13 protein-coding genes are annotated in these 16,555 nt (G+C 58.7%); 6 read left to right on the top strand and 7 right to left on the bottom strand.

The window, feature by feature from the left end:
- The first annotated feature begins 619 nt into the window (after positions 1-619).
- The 4 genes from proS (at position 620) to dnaE (ending at position 8,109) form a co-directional block, all read left to right on the top strand.
- Complete coding sequence (gene proS, locus AGR1_RS07165; RefSeq protein WP_149146573.1) at positions 620-1,942, top strand: proline--tRNA ligase; 1,323 nt, start codon at positions 620-622, stop codon at positions 1,940-1,942.
- A 124-nt stretch (positions 1,943-2,066) separates the two neighbouring features.
- Entirely contained in the window at positions 2,067-3,374 is a 1,308-nt protein-coding gene (locus AGR1_RS07160) for a lipoprotein-releasing ABC transporter permease subunit (protein WP_149146572.1), read from the top strand.
- A gap of 15 nt (positions 3,375-3,389) precedes the next feature.
- Complete coding sequence (locus AGR1_RS07155; protein ID WP_149146571.1) at positions 3,390-4,073, top strand: ABC transporter ATP-binding protein; 684 nt, start codon at positions 3,390-3,392, stop codon at positions 4,071-4,073.
- Positions 4,074-4,608: 535 nt separating this feature from the next.
- Entirely contained in the window at positions 4,609-8,109 is a 3,501-nt protein-coding gene (gene dnaE / locus AGR1_RS07145) for a DNA polymerase III subunit alpha (protein ID WP_149146570.1), read from the top strand.
- Between the two features lie 10 nt (positions 8,110-8,119).
- On the opposite strand, the gene AGR1_RS07140 is transcribed toward dnaE, so the two are convergent.
- The 3 genes from AGR1_RS07140 to AGR1_RS07130 form a co-directional block, all read right to left on the bottom strand.
- Positions 8,120-9,358, bottom strand: coding sequence for a L,D-transpeptidase family protein (locus AGR1_RS07140; protein WP_149146569.1), 1,239 nt, complete (start codon positions 9,356-9,358; stop codon positions 8,120-8,122).
- Positions 9,359-9,527: 169 nt separating this feature from the next.
- A complete protein-coding gene (locus tag AGR1_RS07135; protein WP_149146568.1) occupies positions 9,528-10,811 on the bottom strand; it encodes a DNA polymerase IV in 1,284 nt (427 codons plus the stop codon).
- A 69-nt stretch (positions 10,812-10,880) separates the two neighbouring features.
- Entirely contained in the window at positions 10,881-11,189 is a 309-nt protein-coding gene (locus tag AGR1_RS07130) for a DUF3572 domain-containing protein (protein ID WP_149146567.1), read from the bottom strand.
- Positions 11,190-11,320: 131 nt separating this feature from the next.
- Between AGR1_RS07130 and AGR1_RS07125 the strand changes: the two genes are divergently transcribed.
- Both AGR1_RS07125 and AGR1_RS07120 read left to right on the top strand, forming a co-directional pair.
- Complete coding sequence (locus tag AGR1_RS07125; RefSeq protein ID WP_003521498.1) at positions 11,321-11,692, top strand: response regulator; 372 nt, start codon at positions 11,321-11,323, stop codon at positions 11,690-11,692.
- 18 nt (positions 11,693-11,710) lie between these two features.
- Positions 11,711-13,081 carry a PleD family two-component system response regulator gene (locus AGR1_RS07120; RefSeq protein ID WP_149146566.1) on the top strand — a complete coding sequence of 457 codons (1,371 nt, stop codon included), beginning with the start codon at positions 11,711-11,713 and terminating at the stop codon, positions 13,079-13,081.
- Positions 13,082-13,975: 894 nt separating this feature from the next.
- Here AGR1_RS07120 and rpmG read toward each other — a convergent pair.
- From rpmG to AGR1_RS07095, 4 genes are all read right to left on the bottom strand, one after another.
- The gene (gene rpmG / locus AGR1_RS07110) at positions 13,976-14,143 is read right to left on the bottom strand and encodes a 50S ribosomal protein L33 (RefSeq protein ID WP_003496403.1); all 168 of its coding nucleotides are present in this window, start codon (positions 14,141-14,143) and stop codon (positions 13,976-13,978) included.
- An 89-nt stretch (positions 14,144-14,232) separates the two neighbouring features.
- Complete coding sequence (locus tag AGR1_RS07105) at positions 14,233-15,399, bottom strand: MFS transporter (protein WP_162927516.1); 1,167 nt, start codon at positions 15,397-15,399, stop codon at positions 14,233-14,235.
- 17 nt (positions 15,400-15,416) lie between these two features.
- Complete coding sequence (locus AGR1_RS07100) at positions 15,417-16,043, bottom strand: NUDIX hydrolase (protein WP_080790871.1); 627 nt, start codon at positions 16,041-16,043, stop codon at positions 15,417-15,419.
- A 62-nt stretch (positions 16,044-16,105) separates the two neighbouring features.
- Complete coding sequence (locus AGR1_RS07095) at positions 16,106-16,549, bottom strand: DUF983 domain-containing protein (protein WP_080790870.1); 444 nt, start codon at positions 16,547-16,549, stop codon at positions 16,106-16,108.
- Positions 16,550-16,555 lie beyond the last annotated feature (6 nt).

The raw sequence follows: 16,555 nt of genomic DNA, 5'->3' as shown, positions 1-16,555 counted from the left end.
GCCATTCCGCGCGCATCCGTACGCTCAGACTGACGGCGGTTTGCGGCGGATATGACCGATGTTCTGTCATATGGATGTCATATCCGTCGTGCACACAGCAGGAACATTCTGGTGCCTGATTCAACGCCATAATTTTACCGGAATATCGCGATGAGCGTGTTTCTTTGTGCAGAAGCAAAAAAAAACAAGGCCTTTCAGCCTTGTTTTCTAGGTTTCGCGTGATCTGTAACCGTTGCCGGGGCTGCGAACAAGCGCGCCTAAGATCTGATCCTCCCAAGACTGACCGCGAAAATGACAAGAATTTAAACTTCCTGCCTCTTTTGTAAGCTAAGGCTAGCTCAAACCCCCATGCTTGTCATCTCATTTTTTGCATATTTGTTACAGTCGGCAAAAATTTCTCCGTGGTGCAATTTGTCGCACGAGATCAAGAATAATATTTCGATCAAAGCGTTTTGACGCGAATTAGCTATCACGAAAATGCCACGAAATCGCCTTTAAGGCTCTTTTCATGGCGGGTTTTCTTCTTGGCGGGAAACGGCTATATCCGGCGCCAATATCCCTCTATTCGGGGCGATTCCCGCGCCTTTGCGCGCTTTCGTCCGCATCAATGGAAGCCGTCATGCGTCTCAGCCGTTATTTCATGCCCATCCTGAAGGAAAATCCCAAGGAAGCGGAGATCGTTTCTCACCGCCTCATGCTGCGCGCCGGCATGATCCGGCAGCAATCGGCTGGCATCTATTCATGGCTGCCGCTTGGCAAGCGCGTGCTGGACAAGGTCAACAGGATCATCCGCCAGGAGCAGGACCGTTCCGGCGCCATCGAGCTTCTGATGCCGACGCTGCAGACCGCCGAGCTCTGGCAGGAGAGCGGCCGTTACGATGACTACGGCAAGGAAATGCTGCGCATCAAGGACCGTCAGGACCGCCAGATGCTCTATGGCCCCACCAATGAGGAGATGATCACCGACATCTTTCGTTCCTATGTGAAGTCCTACAAGAACCTGCCGCTGAACCTCTACCATATTCAGCTCAAATTCCGCGACGAGGTGCGTCCGCGTTTCGGCACCATGCGTTCGCGCGAGTTCCTGATGAAGGACGCCTATTCCTTCGACCTTACCAAGGAAGACGCGATCCATTCCTATAACAAGATGTTCGTGGCTTACCTGCGCACGTTCGAGCGCCTTGGTCTGCGCGCCATTCCCATGCGCGCCGATACCGGCCCGATCGGCGGCAACCACAGCCATGAGTTCATCATTCTTGCCGATACCGGCGAATCCGAAGTCTTCTGCCACAAGAGCTTCCTCGACCGCGCCATTCCCGCTGAAAACACCAATTTCGACGATGTCGCAGCCTTGCAGGGCGTATTCGACGAGTGGACGGCCGATTATGCCGCCACGTCCGAAATGCATGACGAAGCGGCTTATAATGCCATTCCCGAAGGCGAGCGCCTTTCTGCGCGCGGCATTGAAGTCGGCCACATCTTCTATTTCGGCACCAAATATTCCGAGCCGATGGGCGCGAAAGTGCAGGGTAAGGATGGTAAGGAACACCCTGTCCACATGGGTTCTTATGGTATCGGACCGACACGCCTTGTTCCCGCCATCATTGAAGCATCGCATGACGAGAATGGAATCATCTGGCCGGCCTCGGTCGCTCCTTTCGATGTCGTGATCATCAACATGAAGGCTGGAGATGCGGCCTGCGATGCGGCTTGCGAAAAGCTGTATTACTCGCTCTCCAACGCCGGCAAGGATGTTCTTTACGACGACACGGACGACCGTGCAGGCCAGAAATTCGCCACGGCAGATCTGATTGGCGTGCCGGTGCAGATCATCGTCGGCCCGCGTTCGGTCGCGAATGGCGAAGTCGAAGTGAAGGATCGCAAGACCGGCGAGCGGGAGACCGTGACGATCGAGGCGGCGATGAACAGGGTGCTCGGCTAAGAGCGAGCGGAAGACGGAGCGGCTTCACCCGAAGTCCGCTCCGGTTTCGTAAGGCAGATGCCGCGGAAATTTGGGCCGGTTTTCGGAAAAGACCGGCCTTATAGTTTGAGATCAGGGAGACGACATGGCACAAGCCGAGGCTGACAAGGGTGCGGCTGTTTCCGCCGGGGCAAAGACCGCCCGGCCGTTTTCTGCTTTTGAACGCATGGTGGCCTGGCGTTATCTGCGATCACGGCGCAAGGAAGCCTTCATTTCCGTCATCGCCGGTTTTTCCTTTGTCGGCATCATGCTGGGCGTGGCGACGCTTATCATCGTCATGGCTGTGATGAACGGGTTCCGCACGGAGCTGATTTCCCGCATTCTCGGCATCAATGGCCATATGATCGTGCAGCCAATCGACCAGCCCTTCAATAATTATGATGAGCTGGCTAAGAAATTCGCCGCCGTTCCGGGCGTCACCATGGCTCTGCCGCTGGTGGAGGGCCAGACATTGGCCTCCGGTCGTGGCGGTGCGGGTTCCGGCGCTCTGGTGCGCGGTGTGCGCCAGGAGGATATCGACAAGGTCAAGGAAGTCGCCACCAACATCAAGACCGGCGATCTTGTCGGCTTCATGGCGGGTGACGGCGTTCTCGTCGGCTCCAGGCTCGCCGCCCAGCTTGGTGTTACGGCGGGTGACGATATCACCCTCATATCACCGGAAGGTGACGTGACGCCGATGGGCGTCAATCCGCGCGTCAAATCTTACAAGATTTCCGGCGTCTTCGAGATCGGCATGTCGGAATATGACGCGTCGATGATCTATATGCCTCTGTCCGAAGCCCAGCTTTATTTTAATGCCGAAGGCCTCGTGCAGTCCATCGAGCTTTATGTGAGCCGCCCTGATGATGTCGATGGCATCCGTCCGCTGGTGGAGCAGGCGGCTGAAAGGCAGATCTACATCACCGACTGGAGGCAGCGGAACCAGACCTTCTTCTCCGCCCTTCAGGTGGAACGAAACGTCATGTTCATGATCCTCACCCTTATCGTATTGGTGGCAGCGCTGAACATCATTTCCGGCCTCATCATGCTGGTGAAGGACAAGGGCAGCGACATTGCCATTCTGCGCACGATGGGCGCTAGCTCCGGTGCAGTGATGCGCATCTTCTTCATGACCGGGGCGGCGATCGGCACGGTCGGCACCTTCGCGGGCGTGGCGCTCGGCGTCATCGTCTGCCTCAATGTCGAATCCATCCGGCAGTTCTTCTCCTGGATATCGGGCACGGTGCTGTTCGATCCGCAGCTGTATTTCCTCAGCCAGCTTCCGGCCGAAATGGATATCGGCGAGACCATCACCGTCGTCATCATGGCGCTGACGCTCTCTTTCCTGGCAACGATCTTTCCAGCCTGGCGTGCTTCCAAGCTCGATCCGGTGCAGGCCCTGCGTTACGAATAAGGACCGCTTCGCAATATGGCAAAAAAAACAGTGCTGCGGCTTACCGGTGTCGAGCGGACCTATGGTCAGGGCGAGACGTCGCTTTCCATTCTGCGCAAGGCCGATTTTGAATTGAAGAGCGGTGAGATGGTGGCGCTGGTCGCCCCTTCGGGCACCGGCAAATCGACGCTGCTGCATCTGGCGGGGCTGCTGGAACATCCCGATGCAGGCGAGGTCTATATTAACGGCGCGCCCTGCAACGGCCTGCCGGATGAAACGCGCACCGCGATCCGCCGCAGCGATATCGGTTTCGTCTATCAGTTTCATCACCTCCTGCCGGAATTCTCGGCGGTGGAAAATGTGATGATGCCCCAGCTCATCGCCGGTCTGACACAGAACGAAGCCCGCAAGCGCGCCAGTGCGCTGCTCGACTACATGCGGGTAGGGCACCGCGGTGAGCATCGGCCCGCCGAACTCTCCGGCGGTGAACAGCAGCGTGTCGCCATCGCCCGCGCCGTCGCCAACGCGCCGCTCCTGCTGCTCGCGGACGAGCCGACCGGCAATCTCGATCCGGAAACCGCGCATTACGTATTCGACGCGCTGGAGGCACTGGTGCGCCAATCCGGCCTCGCAGCGCTGATTGCCACCCACAATCATGAACTTGCCGCCCGTATGGACAGACGCGTAACGCTCGCCGACGGCAAGATTGTCGATTTCTGACCATGGGATTGCGCGGGGTTGGTCCTCGCGCATCAAATGCCTCCGCTGCGATCGAACCGAGTAAGCCGGTCGTTGCCGTGAAGGAGAAAGAACAAGCCATCGCGAGCGTGGTTCAATCCTTCCGGCGCCTGCTGAAGAATACCTGTTCCCTGAATCTGATTTTTTTTGAACCCGGAGGCGTTTTTGCCTTCGGGTTTTTCGCTTTGGAGTCAGCGACTTGCCGTTCCCTTGATCGGAACCGAAGGCGATTCTCGTACATTAGCAAGAGCAATATCAGCAGAACTCTGTTGACAATCGAACAAAATGAGAACAAAGTTGGAACATAACGAGTAAGGAGAGACCAATGACTGATTTCATCCGTGACGTTGCTGCTTTCGCTTCCATCGCTGTCTTTGTTGCCAGCTTTTCGGTGATCCTCACCGCCCTGTGAAGAAGACACCGGCGCAGAAGCCTGTATGGACGCCGCAAAGCGGTGGACATTAAGCGCCGGAAATCGGAAAATCGCCCTCGTGATTCAGAGTGACAGGATGATGATATGGGCGATACGGTTATGCGTGGAGAGATCTCTGGCGAAACGTTGAAGACGCCCGGTTTTGTCCATCTGCGGGTTCATTCCGCCTATTCGCTGCTTGAGGGGGCCTTGCCCCTCAAGAAAATCATGTCCAAGGCTGTAGGAGACGGCCAGCCGGCCATCGCCATTACCGATACCAACAACCTCTTCGTCGCGCTGGAATTTTCCGAAAAGGCGCGTGATGAAGGTTTGCAGCCCATCATCGGCTGCCAGCTGTCTATCGACATGCAGGATGCGGCGGAGGACCGCCGCAACCACAACAGCCATCTTCAGAAACTCCCGGCCATCGTCCTCCTCGCTGCCAATGCAGAAGGGTATGAGCGGCTGGTGGATCTCGTCAGCCGGGCCTATCTGGACGGCGAGGGCAGCAGCCATTCCGTGCACATTACCCGTGCGTGGCTGGAGGAAGCCTCCAATGCCGGCCTAATCGCGCTCACGGGCGCTTCCGGCGGTCCGGTGGATATGGCCTTGAAGGAAGGCCACACCGCGCAGGCGAAGCAGCGCCTGCTGACGCTTAAGTCGCTCTTCGGCGACCGGCTTTATATCGAATTGCAGCGCCAGTCCGGTTATGACCGTTCCCATGAGCGGCGCCTGATTGGTCTCGCTTATGAACACGACATTCCCCTCGTTGCCACCAACGAGGCGTTTTTCCCGTCCAAGGCTGACTACGAGGCGCATGATGCGCTGATGGCGGTGGCACATAACGCCATCGTGTCCGATGACAGCCGCTTCCGCCTGACACCCGATCATTACCTCAAGAGCCGCGCAGAGATGACGGCGCTGTTTGCCGATCTTCCCGAGGCGCTGGAGAATACCGTCGAGATCGCGCTCCGATGCTCTTATGTGCTGAAGAAGCGCGGGCCGATCCTGCCACGGTTCACCGGTGCCAGCGACGACCCGGAAGCAGCCGAGCGCGCCGAAACGGAGGAACTGCGCCGCCAGGCGGTGGAGGGGCTGGATCAGCGGCTTGCCGCGCTCGGCATGGCGCCCGGTTATACCGAGCAGGAGTATCGCGACAGACTGGATTTCGAACTCGGCGTCATCTCGCGCATGAAGTTTCCCGGTTACTTCCTGATCGTTGCCGACTTCATCAAATGGGCCAAGCAGCATGATATTCCGGTCGGCCCGGGCCGTGGTTCGGGTGCTGGCTCGCTTGTCGCTTATGCGCTGACGATTACCGATGTCGATCCCCTGCGCTTCTCGTTGCTGTTCGAACGCTTTCTCAATCCCGAACGCGTTTCGATGCCCGACTTCGATATCGACTTCTGCCAGGATCGTCGCGAGGAGGTGATCCGTTACGTGCAGGCCAAATATGGCCGTGAGCAGGTGGCGCAGATCATCACTTTCGGTTCGCTGCAGGCGCGCGCGGCCCTGCGCGACGTCGGCCGCGTGCTGGAAATGCCCTATGGGCAGGTGGACAAGATCTGCAAGCTGGTGCCCAACAACCCGGCCAACCCGACACCCCTGTCGAAAGCGATCGAGGAAGAGCCGCGCCTGCAGGAAGAGGCGGACAAGGAGCCGGTCGTCGCCCGCCTCCTGGATATCGCCCAGAAGATCGAAGGACTTTACCGCCACGCCTCCACCCACGCCGCCGGTATCGTCATCGGTGACCGACCGCTGTCGAAGCTGGTGCCGATGTATCGCGATCCGCGCTCGGATATGCCGGTCACCCAGTTCAACATGAAATGGGTGGAAAGCGCGGGCCTCGTCAAATTCGACTTTCTCGGCCTGAAGACGCTGACGGTGCTAAAGGTCGCCGTCGATTTCGTCGCCAAGCGCGGCATCAAGGTCGATCTCGCGGCGATTCCGCTGGACGACGCCAAAACCTACGAGATGTTGTCGCGCGGCGAAACCATCGGCGTGTTCCAGGTGGAAAGTGCGGGCATGCGCAAAGCGCTGATCGGCATGCGGCCGGACTGCATCGAGGACATCATCGCGTTGGTGGCGCTTTATCGCCCCGGACCGATGGAAAACATCCCGGTCTACAACGCCCGCAAACATGGCGAGGAGGAGCTGGAATCGATCCACCCGACCATCGACCATCTGCTCAAGGAAACGCAGGGCGTTATCGTCTATCAGGAACAGGTGATGCAGATCGCCCAGGTCCTCTCCGGTTATTCGCTCGGCGAAGCCGATCTTCTGCGCCGCGCCATGGGCAAGAAGATCAAGGAGGAGATGGACAAGCAGCGCGAGCGTTTCGTCGACGGAGCCATCAAGAACGGCGTCTCGAAGCCGCAGGCCAACACCATCTTCGACCTGCTGGCGAAATTCGCCAATTACGGCTTCAACAAGAGCCACGCCGCTGCCTACGCCATCGTCTCCTACCAGACCGCCTATATGAAGGCGCATTATCCGGTGGAGTTCCTGGCGGCCTCCATGACGCTCGATATGGCGAACACGGAAAAGCTCAACGATTTCCGTCAGGATGCCAGCCGCCTTGGCATCGAGGTCGTCGCGCCTTCGGTGCAGACGTCGTTCCGGCAATTCGAAACGGGTGAGAACCGCATCTATTATTCGCTCGCCGCCATCAAGGGCGTGGGGGAGGGAGCGGTGGAGCACATCGTCCAGGTACGCGACGGCAAGCCCTTCACGAGCCTTGAGGATTTCTGCCTGCGCATCGATCCCAAGCAGATCAACCGGCGTGTGCTGGAAAGCCTGATCAATGCCGGCGCCTTTGATTGTTTCGGCCGCGACCGCGCCGAACTGATCGGCGGGCTGGACCGCATTATCGGTTATGCGCAGATGGCGCAGAACAACCGTACCATCGGCCAGTCGGACATGTTCGGCTCCGGCGGCGGCAACGGCCCGGAAAAGCTGGTCCTTCCCGCGTTTCAACCCTGGCTCGCTTCAGAAAAACTCCTGCGCGAATATCAGGTGCTCGGTTTTTACCTCACCGCTCACCCGCTCGATACCTATCGTCCCGTGTTGGAAAAATTGCGCGTGCAGAATTTCGCCGATTTTTCCGCCGCGGTGAAACAGGGGGCGACCGCCGGGCGTCTGGCTGGCACCGTCACCGGCAAGCAGGAACGCAAGACGCGCACCGGCAACAAGATGGGCATCGTCACCTTCTCGGATGCATCGGGGCAATATGAAGCCGTGCTGTTTTCCGAGGGGCTGGCACAATTCCGCGACCTGCTGGAAGTCGGCAAATCGCTTGTCATCACCGTGCAGGCGGAGGAGCGGCCGGAAGGCATCGGTCTTCGCATTCAGACGGCTCAGTCTCTGGAAGAGAAATCCGTGCAGATGCAGAGAGCGCTTCGTGTCTATGTCCGCGATTCCGGCCCGCTGAAAACCGTTGCCCGCCACCTCAACACCAAGGGCGACGGCTCGGTCTATTTCATCGTCATCAAGGATGAAGGCAGCCGCGAGATCGAGGTGGAGCTGACGGAGAAATACCGCATTTCACCCGAGATCGCCGCCGCGCTGCGGTCCGCTCCCGGCGTCGTTGATGTGGAACTGGTGTGACGCTACGCCCTCACACGGGTCCTTCCTTTGTGACGGTGATGAAGTCCGTTCCGGTTCCTGTCTCCATCTGGTGACTGAGATCGGAGACGGTAATCGAGCTTCCGCTTGAAAGCTCCTGTTCGATCCGGTCGCGTATGTCTGCGGGAATTTCGAGGCGGCTAAGCATGGCGCTTAGTTGATCAAAACCGCCGGGCGGTTCGGTAACGGTGATGCCAAGCCGCTTCCGGGCGGCGGCTGGCAGATGATTGTCGAGCGTCACGCCGTTCCATTCGGCGGTTCCTGCTGCGCGATCCACGGAAACAGCCTCCAGGAAATGGGTTCCGAGCGCGACTTCCGGATCCTTGATATTGATTGCCGCTTCAAACAGCGGCTTGAAATCCTGCCGCACCATGATCTGGCCGCTCAGTGGGTGGTCTTCACCGGCGGAGGCATAAAGCGCCGTCACGAAGGCGTCGTTCAGAAGCGGCCCGGTGGTTTTCAGCCCTTTCCAGCGCTTGAAACCATTGATGGCGCTGATCGTCATCTCCCCGGCATAACCATCGGCTGCACCGGCGTCGAAACCGAGACGGGTCAGCACGGTTTGAATATCCATCACCTTTTCGCGCTCGCCACGCCGGGTGATGAGAATGCGCAGGGGTGAGGGTTCTCTGGCCTTCGCCGCCGGCTTGAGGGACTGGGTTTTTTCATTGACGGCAACCTCAACCGTGCCCAAGGCTGCATCGAATGTGGCCGGGCGCAATTCCACATCCGACAGAAGAAGTTTGCCGTCATCGGCATCGTCGCGTGGAACAAACAGCGCCGGATGCTGCACGAAACGCAACGAGACCGGGCGGTCAGTGATGATGACATGGACGCCAGTGCGCGTGTCGCCGAAAAGTGACTTGGCGAATTTGGAGGGCAGGCGCACGCAGCCATGCGAGGCAGGATAGTTCGGCACCTTGCCTTCGTGCAGTGCGATGCCGGACCAGGTCAGCCGCTGCATGAAGGGCATGGGTGCGGCCGAATAGATATTCGACTCGTGGTATTTCCGCTTTTCCAGAATTGAGAATATGCCGCTCGGTGTCTCATGTCCGGCCTTGCCGGTGGAGACTTTCGAGGTCGCGACGATTTCGCCGTTCTCATAAAGCGAGAGCGACTGATCGCTTTTCGATACCAGTATCTGCAGAGACCTGCTGTCAGCGGCAAGCGCCGGAAAGGCAAGAATGCTGGCCGACAGCATGCCGGCCATAAGACGGAGGCGAAGGGACATGACGCAATACACCACATGCACAAAACTTCCCTTACTCAACCATGTGAAGTTTAATGAAGTTTAAGGAAGCTGCGGCCGCGACATCACTAATTTGTGTAAATCTAAAATACAGTGGACAGGGTGATGGGAGGCCGGGGTGGACAGGGCCCGCATGGTCTACTCGGGAGCCCTATTTTCGGCTGCCGAAGGTGTAGCCGGTCTCGACGCTGCCCTTTCCGAACTTGTCGCGCAGCTTGTCCATCGCTGCTTCCGCTGCGGCCCGTCGCGCGGCCTGGCTGTCGACGAGATCGGGAGGATCGGCAAGGCCAGCATCGCGCAGATCGCTGACACCGATGCCGATGAGGCGGAATTTCGTGCCGTCGGTTTCCTTCTCCAGCAGCGCAAGACCCGTGCGGAAGATGCGATCGGCAAGCTGCGTGGGGTCATCCAGCCGGCGGTTGCGGGTGCGGGACTTGAAGTCGGCGGTTTTCATCTTCAGCACCACGGTGTGGCCGGCAATGCTATTCTTCTTGAGCCGCCAGGCAACCTTTTCGGAAAGCGAGCGCAGGATTGGGACGAGGTCGTCATGGCGGGAAATATCGTTGAAGAAGGTGGTTTCGGACGACACGCTTTTGACCGGATCGTTATTGTGCACATGCCGTTCGTCAATGCCGCGGGAGAGGCGGAACAGCCTCTGTCCCATCACGCCGTAACGGCGCATCAGCTCGCTTTCTTCCATCTCCTGTAACTGCGAGATCATGCGGATGCCATCCGCCTCCAGCGTTGCTGCAAAGGCCTTTCCCACGCCCCAGATCGTCGTGACCGGGCGCGCCGCCAGGAAGGACAGAGCCTCCGCTTCACCGACAACCGAAAAGCCGCGCGGTTTTTGCAGCTCGGAGGCGACCTTGGCGAGAAATTTGCAATAGGAAAGCCCCGCAGAAACGGTCACACCCACCTCTTTTTCCACGCGCCGGGCGAATTTCGCGAGCACACGCGCTGGCGGATCGTGATGCAGCTTCTCGGTGCCGGAAAGATCGAGAAACGCCTCGTCGATGGAAAGCGGCTGCACCAGCGGCGTCAATTCCTGCATCATCGCCCGGATTTCGCGCCCGACACGGCTGTATTTTTCCATGTCCGGCTTGATGACAACGGCATCCGGACAGGCCTCCAGCGCCTTGAACATGGGCATGGCGGAGCGCACGCCGTGGATGCGGGCGATATAACAGGCGGTGGAGACAACCCCGCGCTTGCCGCCGCCAACGATGACGGGCTTGTCGGCCAGTTCCGGATTGTCGCGCTTTTCGACGGAGGCGTAAAAAGCGTCGCAATCAATATGGGCGATGCTGAGATCATAAAGTTCGGAATGATAGAGCAGACGCGGGCTGCCACACGCGCGGCAACGCCTCGACCCTTCTGGCTGGCCAGCCAGACAGTCGCGGCAAAAACCGGGATCATAGCGGTGCGACGTGGACATGGGCCGAAAACAAAACAGGAACGTAGCCGACCATACGTCGGCCGTGACGACGGCTCAAGGGTCGTCTCGTCAATACACACCGGAATCCAGCCCCGGCCCGGAAAAATGGTGCCAGGCGGCGGCCACCGTTTCGGGCGAGGTATCGGTTGCGGCACAAAACGCCATCAAGTCCGGCTCGTGGCTCATCAGAAAATCGGTGAGCCCCGCCAGAAAGCCGGGATCATTGACGGCCTGGCGCAGCATATTGGCCTGCAACCCGCTCAGCGCCAGAAAACGCGCCAGCATCTCCGGTTCGTTTGCGAGCCAGCCAAGTATGGCGGCGGCCGTTTCTTGCGGATCCTGGCCGGCACTGCCTTTGTTTTTTGTATCGCGCAGCATTTCTTCCCCGAAGTTACCTATTTTGAAACCAAATCCCTCTAGCCTTGTGCAACAAATGGACGATGGAATCGGCTCTCTGGCAACTTATATGTCTGGATGAAGGTTTCAAAGCGAAACGGGGACTGCTCACCATGCCCAAGCAGGTCATGATAGTCGAAGACAACGAGCTGAACATGAAGCTCTTTCGCGACCTGATCGAGGCGTCTGGTTATACCACGATCCAGACGCGCAACGGCATGGAAGCGCTCGATCTTGCCCGCAAGCACCGCCCGGACCTCATCCTCATGGATATCCAGTTGCCGGAAGTTTCAGGGCTTGAGGTGACGAAGTGGCTGAAGGAAGATGACGAGCTGCATGTCATTCCGGTCATCGCGGTCACGGCTTTCGCCATGAAGGGAGACGAGGAACGCATTCGCCAGGGCGGATGCGAGGCCTATGTGTCGAAGCCGATTTCCGTTCCAAAATTCATCGAAGTCATCAAGACTTATCTGGGCGATGCGTGAGGCGACTGGGGAACGGTTATGACGGCGAGAGTTCTGGTTGTTGACGATATTCCGGCCAATGTGAAGCTTCTCGAAGCCCGTCTTTTGGCGGAATATTTCGATGTCGTCACCGCCGAGGATGGTTTCAAGGCGCTGGCGATCTGCGACAAGGAGCAGGTCGATATCATCCTGCTCGATATCATGATGCCGGGCATGGACGGTTTCGAGGTCTGCGAAAGGCTGAAGGCCAATCCGAATACCGCGCATATTCCGGTGGTGATGGTCACGGCGCTCGATCAACCGTCTGACCGCGTGCGTGGCCTCAAGGCCGGCGCTGACGATTTTCTCACCAAGCCGGTCAACGACCTTCAACTCATCGCCCGCGTCAAAAGCTTGGTGCGGCTTAAGGCCGTCAGCGATGAATTGCGGCTGCGCGCCGAAACCGCACGTCAGATCGGCATCGAGGAGATGCTGCGCAGCGACGGGCTGATGCAGACGCCGGGCCGCGTGCTGGTTGCGGATGGCCGCGCCAGCTCGCAGGAGCGCATCATCCGGGCGCTGAAGCCGGTTGCGGAGGTGGATGCCGTCACGGAACCGCAGGCGGCGCTGCTCAAGGCCGCGGGCAATCCTTTCGAGCTCGTTATCGTCAATTCCAATTTCGAGGATTACGATCCGCTGCGGCTGTGTTCACAGCTTCGTTCGCTGGAACGCACCCGTTTTCTACCGCTGCTTCTGGTGGCGGAGCAGGGGGCGGACGATATGGTGGCGCGGGCGCTCGATCTTGGTGTGAATGATTACATTCTCCGCCCGATCGATCCGAACGAACTCGTTGCCCGGGCGCTGACGCAGATCAGGCGCAAGCGCTATAACGAGCATCTACGGCTCAATCTCCAGCACACGATGGAACTTGCCATCGTTGACGGGCTGACCGGTCTCAACAATCGCCGTTACCTCGACAACCACCTGAAGATACTCTTTGACCGCGCCGCCGTTCGTGGCCGCCCGATCTCCATCTGCATGACCGATATAGACCGCTTCAAGCTGGTCAACGATACCTATGGCCACGATGTGGGCGATGAGGTGCTTCGGGAATTTGCAGCGCGCATCCGCAGCACGGTGCGCGGTGCGGATCTCGCCTGCCGTTATGGCGGGGAGGAGTTCGTCGTGGTCATGCCCGATACGCCGATGGAGCTTGCGGCAAGCGTCGCCGAGCGCCTGCGGGCGATCGTGGAGGACAAGCCTTTTTATGTTCGTTCCATCGACCGGGAACTGAGCATTACCGCCTCCCTCGGTATCGCCACCAGCAGCGGCGCCTTCGACGCTCCGGACGAAATCCTGAAGCAGGCGGACAAAGCGCTTTACGAGGCGAAACACGCCGGGCGCAACCGCGTCGTGGCTGCTGCTGCCTGAACCTCAACGGCGGATTAACTAAAATATTGCGGCAATCTTGCCGTCGTGTTCCGGCGAAGTAATTATTCGCGACGCTAGTTGATCGTCGTAAGGCAGCAAGCCATTGACGTTGTATGTATTTTATCACTTTGCAATGAATAGATGCAGATCGACGAGATAAATAGAGTTCAAGTTGAAAAATGCGTTGAATTCAATCTCTCCGGCAACTATAGTGTGCCAGCTTCGTATACTTAACCATGTTTCCCAGGTGATGTGTCCCTGGCTTAAGAATTTGTTGATTTTTATTTCACTTCTGCGCACACTCCTTATTGAGAGTAACAGTTCTTCCGGCGGCTTATCCGTCTTGTGATGATGAATGATAGCGGCTTTAGCCGTCGCGATTTCGCTCGTCAGGGGCTGGTATTGCGTAGTTTGAATGCCCCATGATGCTCAGGTCCGCCGCATCTCCTGAATCGTGGGGTCGGTCGGCTGACGATGTTCGAATCGGTTCCTCGTGCCGTAATCGCATCGTTAGCCGACCGCCTTCTTCCTGAAAATTGCCGGTTCGTGGTGTGTGCGTCGCAGCTTCGCGGCGCGTGCAATCCGTCTTTGTTCACGTCGTATGCGAAGCCGAGATACGGGGCAGGGGCGGACGGCGCCTTGGGGATGTGTCTTCAGTGCACCTGAATGATTGCTGTATCGGACGGGGCATCAAACCATGTGGTCGGGCTTACCCATGGCTGCTCTCGTGCTTTACCAGTGTCGGCTACAATTCCTCGGACAGCAGGGGAGACGGGGCCTTACTTGCCCCTTGGAAAGCGTCTGGGCGCGAAGAGGCTGGCGGCAGCATCTTCCTTCGGCGCAAACAAAAAACGCGCCCGTTGGGCGCGCTTTTGTCGGAGACCGATCAAGAAATTACTTGATCTTGGTTTCCTTGAATTCAACGTGCTTGCGTACAACCGGGTCGTACTTCGTCTTCGTCATCTTGTCCGTGAACGTACGGCTGTTCTTGGTGGTGACGTAGAAAGTACCGGTGTCGGCTGTCGACAGCAGCTTGATCTTGATTGTTGTAGCTTTCGCCATGGTCGTCCTGCCTTTAAACAAAAGAGAAGCCGCAGGCGCTTCTGACCTCGGCTAAATCTGGCGCGAAACTACGTATCGCGCCCGAAAAGTCAAGCCTGTTTTGCCCGGAAAACAAAACGGACGATATAAAGCACCACGTAAAGCCCGAAAAACACCGCAAGCGACCAGGCAAAGCCATCGGTTCCGGCAAGGTCCATGGAAATGCCCACGGCCTGCGGCCCCGCAATCGTGCCGATGGCGTAACAGAAGATGAAGGCGGCATTGGCGGCGACCAGATCGGCGCCTTTCAGGCGCGATCCGAGATGGGTGAGGCCGACAGTATACATGCCGGAAACCAGCCCGCCCCAGAACAGCAGCAGGGCCGCCACCAGAAGCCAGCTTTCCACGAGGAAAGGCAGCGCCAGCGTGCCGCAGACGCCGGCAAAGGCCATCAGCCCCAGCATCGTCCGCCGGTCCTTCATCCGGTCCGAAAGCAGGCCGATCGGTATCTGGAATACCATATTGCCGATGCCCATCACGGTAAGGAGAAGCGCTGCCTGCGATTCGTTGAAGCCTTCCCGCGTTGCATAGATCGGAAACAGCGAAAGGCCGCCGGCCTGCACCGAACCGAAGACGAAGGCCGCCGCGGACGCCATGGGCACCAGCCAGACATAACGGACGAAATGGTGGTTGGGCCGCTCGTCCAGCTCCGGGCTTTCGCCGCGCGCCATAAAGATCGGGATCGCGGCGAGCAGGATGATCGCCGCACCGACCAGAAACGGCAATATGCCTTCGCTGCCGACCAGGGAAAACAACAGCGGACCGACCGCGAATCCGACCGCAAGGCCGGTGGCGTAGATGCCGAGAACCATGCCGCGCTTCCTGGGCGGCGCGGTCATGTTGATCCAGTATTCGGAAAGAATGAAAAGCGTGGTGGTGGCGCCGTGGAAAACGATTCGCAGCGGAAACCACATCCAGAAGGCTTCGGCGAAATAAAAACCGAGCGCGCTCAGTGCCGAAATGACGACTGCGAACAGCATGGTTCGCGCCACGCCGAAATCATGGGCGATCTTGGTGGTCACGGGCGCCGCCATCATCGCCGCGACGCCGGCCATGGCCGAATTCACCCCGATCATGGTGGAGGAGATGCCGCGCTTCTCAAGGATGATCGACAGGAGCGGAAGGCCGAGGCCGATGGCGACGCCGACCGCACTGATGGCGGAAATGGCGGCGATCAGTGAGGGCCAGTGAATGGCGTCCGCTTCTTCGCATTTCATTTGTGACATGACGGCCTTTATACAAAGTCTCGAATGAACCGGCCGTGGCGCGTGACATAGAGCCGCGCGGGGCTTTCAAAGGGCAATGAGGGATCACCTATCATGAGCTTTGTGACATCTTCGAGAACCGTCCGCGTGATTTTCGGCATGTTCAGACTGGAAAGGTCTGTCATGTCAAGCCATTGCACATCGGAGAGTTCGTCGGAATCGCGTGTGAGGCTAATATCGAGGTGCAGTTCATCTGCATAACAGCAGAAGAATCGCGTGTCGTAGCGCCGCACATTGCCGGGCGGGGTGATGGCGCGGGCCACATATCGGAAACGGGAAAGATCGGGACCCCTGGTGTTCAAGCCAAGATCCACGCCGGTTTCCTCGAAAAGCTCGCGCGCGGCGGCAAGCGCGAGCGCTCTCGCGCCGGCGGCGCTAAGCCGCCGTGCTGCGGAAGCAGTGAGACTGTGGAGAACGGCGGGATGCAGATCGCTCGAAAAGGGCAGCGCATGGTCGCGCGGATCCCGTTTGCCGCCGGGAAACACATAAGCGCCCGGCATGAAGACATGGGCGCTGCTACGCCGGCCCATCAACACCCTGAGCTGCGAGCCGGACCGATCGAACAGAATGATGGAGGCGGCGTCGCGCGGCCGCATGGGCGTGCTCGTTGTTTCGGCGCGCCGGGGAGGCGGAGGCAGGTGCAAGGTCCCGTCCGCCGTCAGTGAGACGAGCCGTCGATCTGCACTTTCTGCTGCTTTCGGTCGAATCCGTGCATCTTCAGCGCCCATTGCAAGCCGATGACACCGCCCTTGATCGGTTGCAGCGTCAGAAGTGCTGCCAGAATGGTGATCGGCACCCAGATGGCGAAATGGGCCCACATGGGAATGTTGAGGACCATGTCGGTCATCATGAAGCCGCCGACCGCGATATGGCCGATGATGACGATGGAGATATAGGGTGGCAGGTCGTCCGAGCGGTGATGGTGCATTTCCTCGCCGCAGGCCGCGCAGGCATCCACCGGCTTCAGCCAGGCACCGAAGAGGCGACCGCTGCCACAGGCCGGGCAACGGTTTGCCATGCCGCGCATGATGGACCGGCCAAGCGGCCGTTCGGCGCTGTCGTCTCCGATGGTAACGGTCTCCGAGCCCCGATGTGCACTCATCCTTAA

The sequence above is a fragment of the Agrobacterium sp. B1(2019) genome, assembly GCF_008274755.1.
Lineage (GTDB): Bacteria > Pseudomonadota > Alphaproteobacteria > Rhizobiales > Rhizobiaceae > Agrobacterium > Agrobacterium salinitolerans.
Note: the sequence above shows the minus strand (reverse complement) of the source record. Positions and strands in the feature narration are given on the sequence as shown.

What these genes read in the sequence shown, in the direction of transcription:
- proS (WP_149146573.1), top strand. Translation starts at nt 620, where the DNA reads ATGCGTCTCAGCCGTTATTTCATGCCCATCCTGAAGGAAAATCCCAAG.
- AGR1_RS07160 (WP_149146572.1), top strand. Translation starts at nt 2,067, where the DNA reads ATGGCACAAGCCGAGGCTGACAAGGGTGCGGCTGTTTCCGCCGGGGCA.
- AGR1_RS07155 (WP_149146571.1), top strand. Translation starts at nt 3,390, where the DNA reads ATGGCAAAAAAAACAGTGCTGCGGCTTACCGGTGTCGAGCGGACCTAT.
- dnaE (WP_149146570.1), top strand. Translation starts at nt 4,609, where the DNA reads ATGGGCGATACGGTTATGCGTGGAGAGATCTCTGGCGAAACGTTGAAG.
- AGR1_RS07140 (WP_149146569.1), bottom strand. Translation starts at nt 9,358, where the DNA reads ATGTCCCTTCGCCTCCGTCTTATGGCCGGCATGCTGTCGGCCAGCATT.
- AGR1_RS07135 (WP_149146568.1), bottom strand. Translation starts at nt 10,811, where the DNA reads ATGTCCACGTCGCACCGCTATGATCCCGGTTTTTGCCGCGACTGTCTG.
- AGR1_RS07130 (WP_149146567.1), bottom strand. Translation starts at nt 11,189, where the DNA reads ATGCTGCGCGATACAAAAAACAAAGGCAGTGCCGGCCAGGATCCGCAA.
- AGR1_RS07125 (WP_003521498.1), top strand. Translation starts at nt 11,321, where the DNA reads ATGCCCAAGCAGGTCATGATAGTCGAAGACAACGAGCTGAACATGAAG.
- AGR1_RS07120 (WP_149146566.1), top strand. Translation starts at nt 11,711, where the DNA reads ATGACGGCGAGAGTTCTGGTTGTTGACGATATTCCGGCCAATGTGAAG.
- rpmG (WP_003496403.1), bottom strand. Translation starts at nt 14,143, where the DNA reads ATGGCGAAAGCTACAACAATCAAGATCAAGCTGCTGTCGACAGCCGAC.
- AGR1_RS07105 (WP_162927516.1), bottom strand. Translation starts at nt 15,399, where the DNA reads ATGAAATGCGAAGAAGCGGACGCCATTCACTGGCCCTCACTGATCGCC.
- AGR1_RS07100 (WP_080790871.1), bottom strand. Translation starts at nt 16,043, where the DNA reads ATGCGGCCGCGCGACGCCGCCTCCATCATTCTGTTCGATCGGTCCGGC.
- AGR1_RS07095 (WP_080790870.1), bottom strand. Translation starts at nt 16,549, where the DNA reads ATGAGTGCACATCGGGGCTCGGAGACCGTTACCATCGGAGACGACAGC.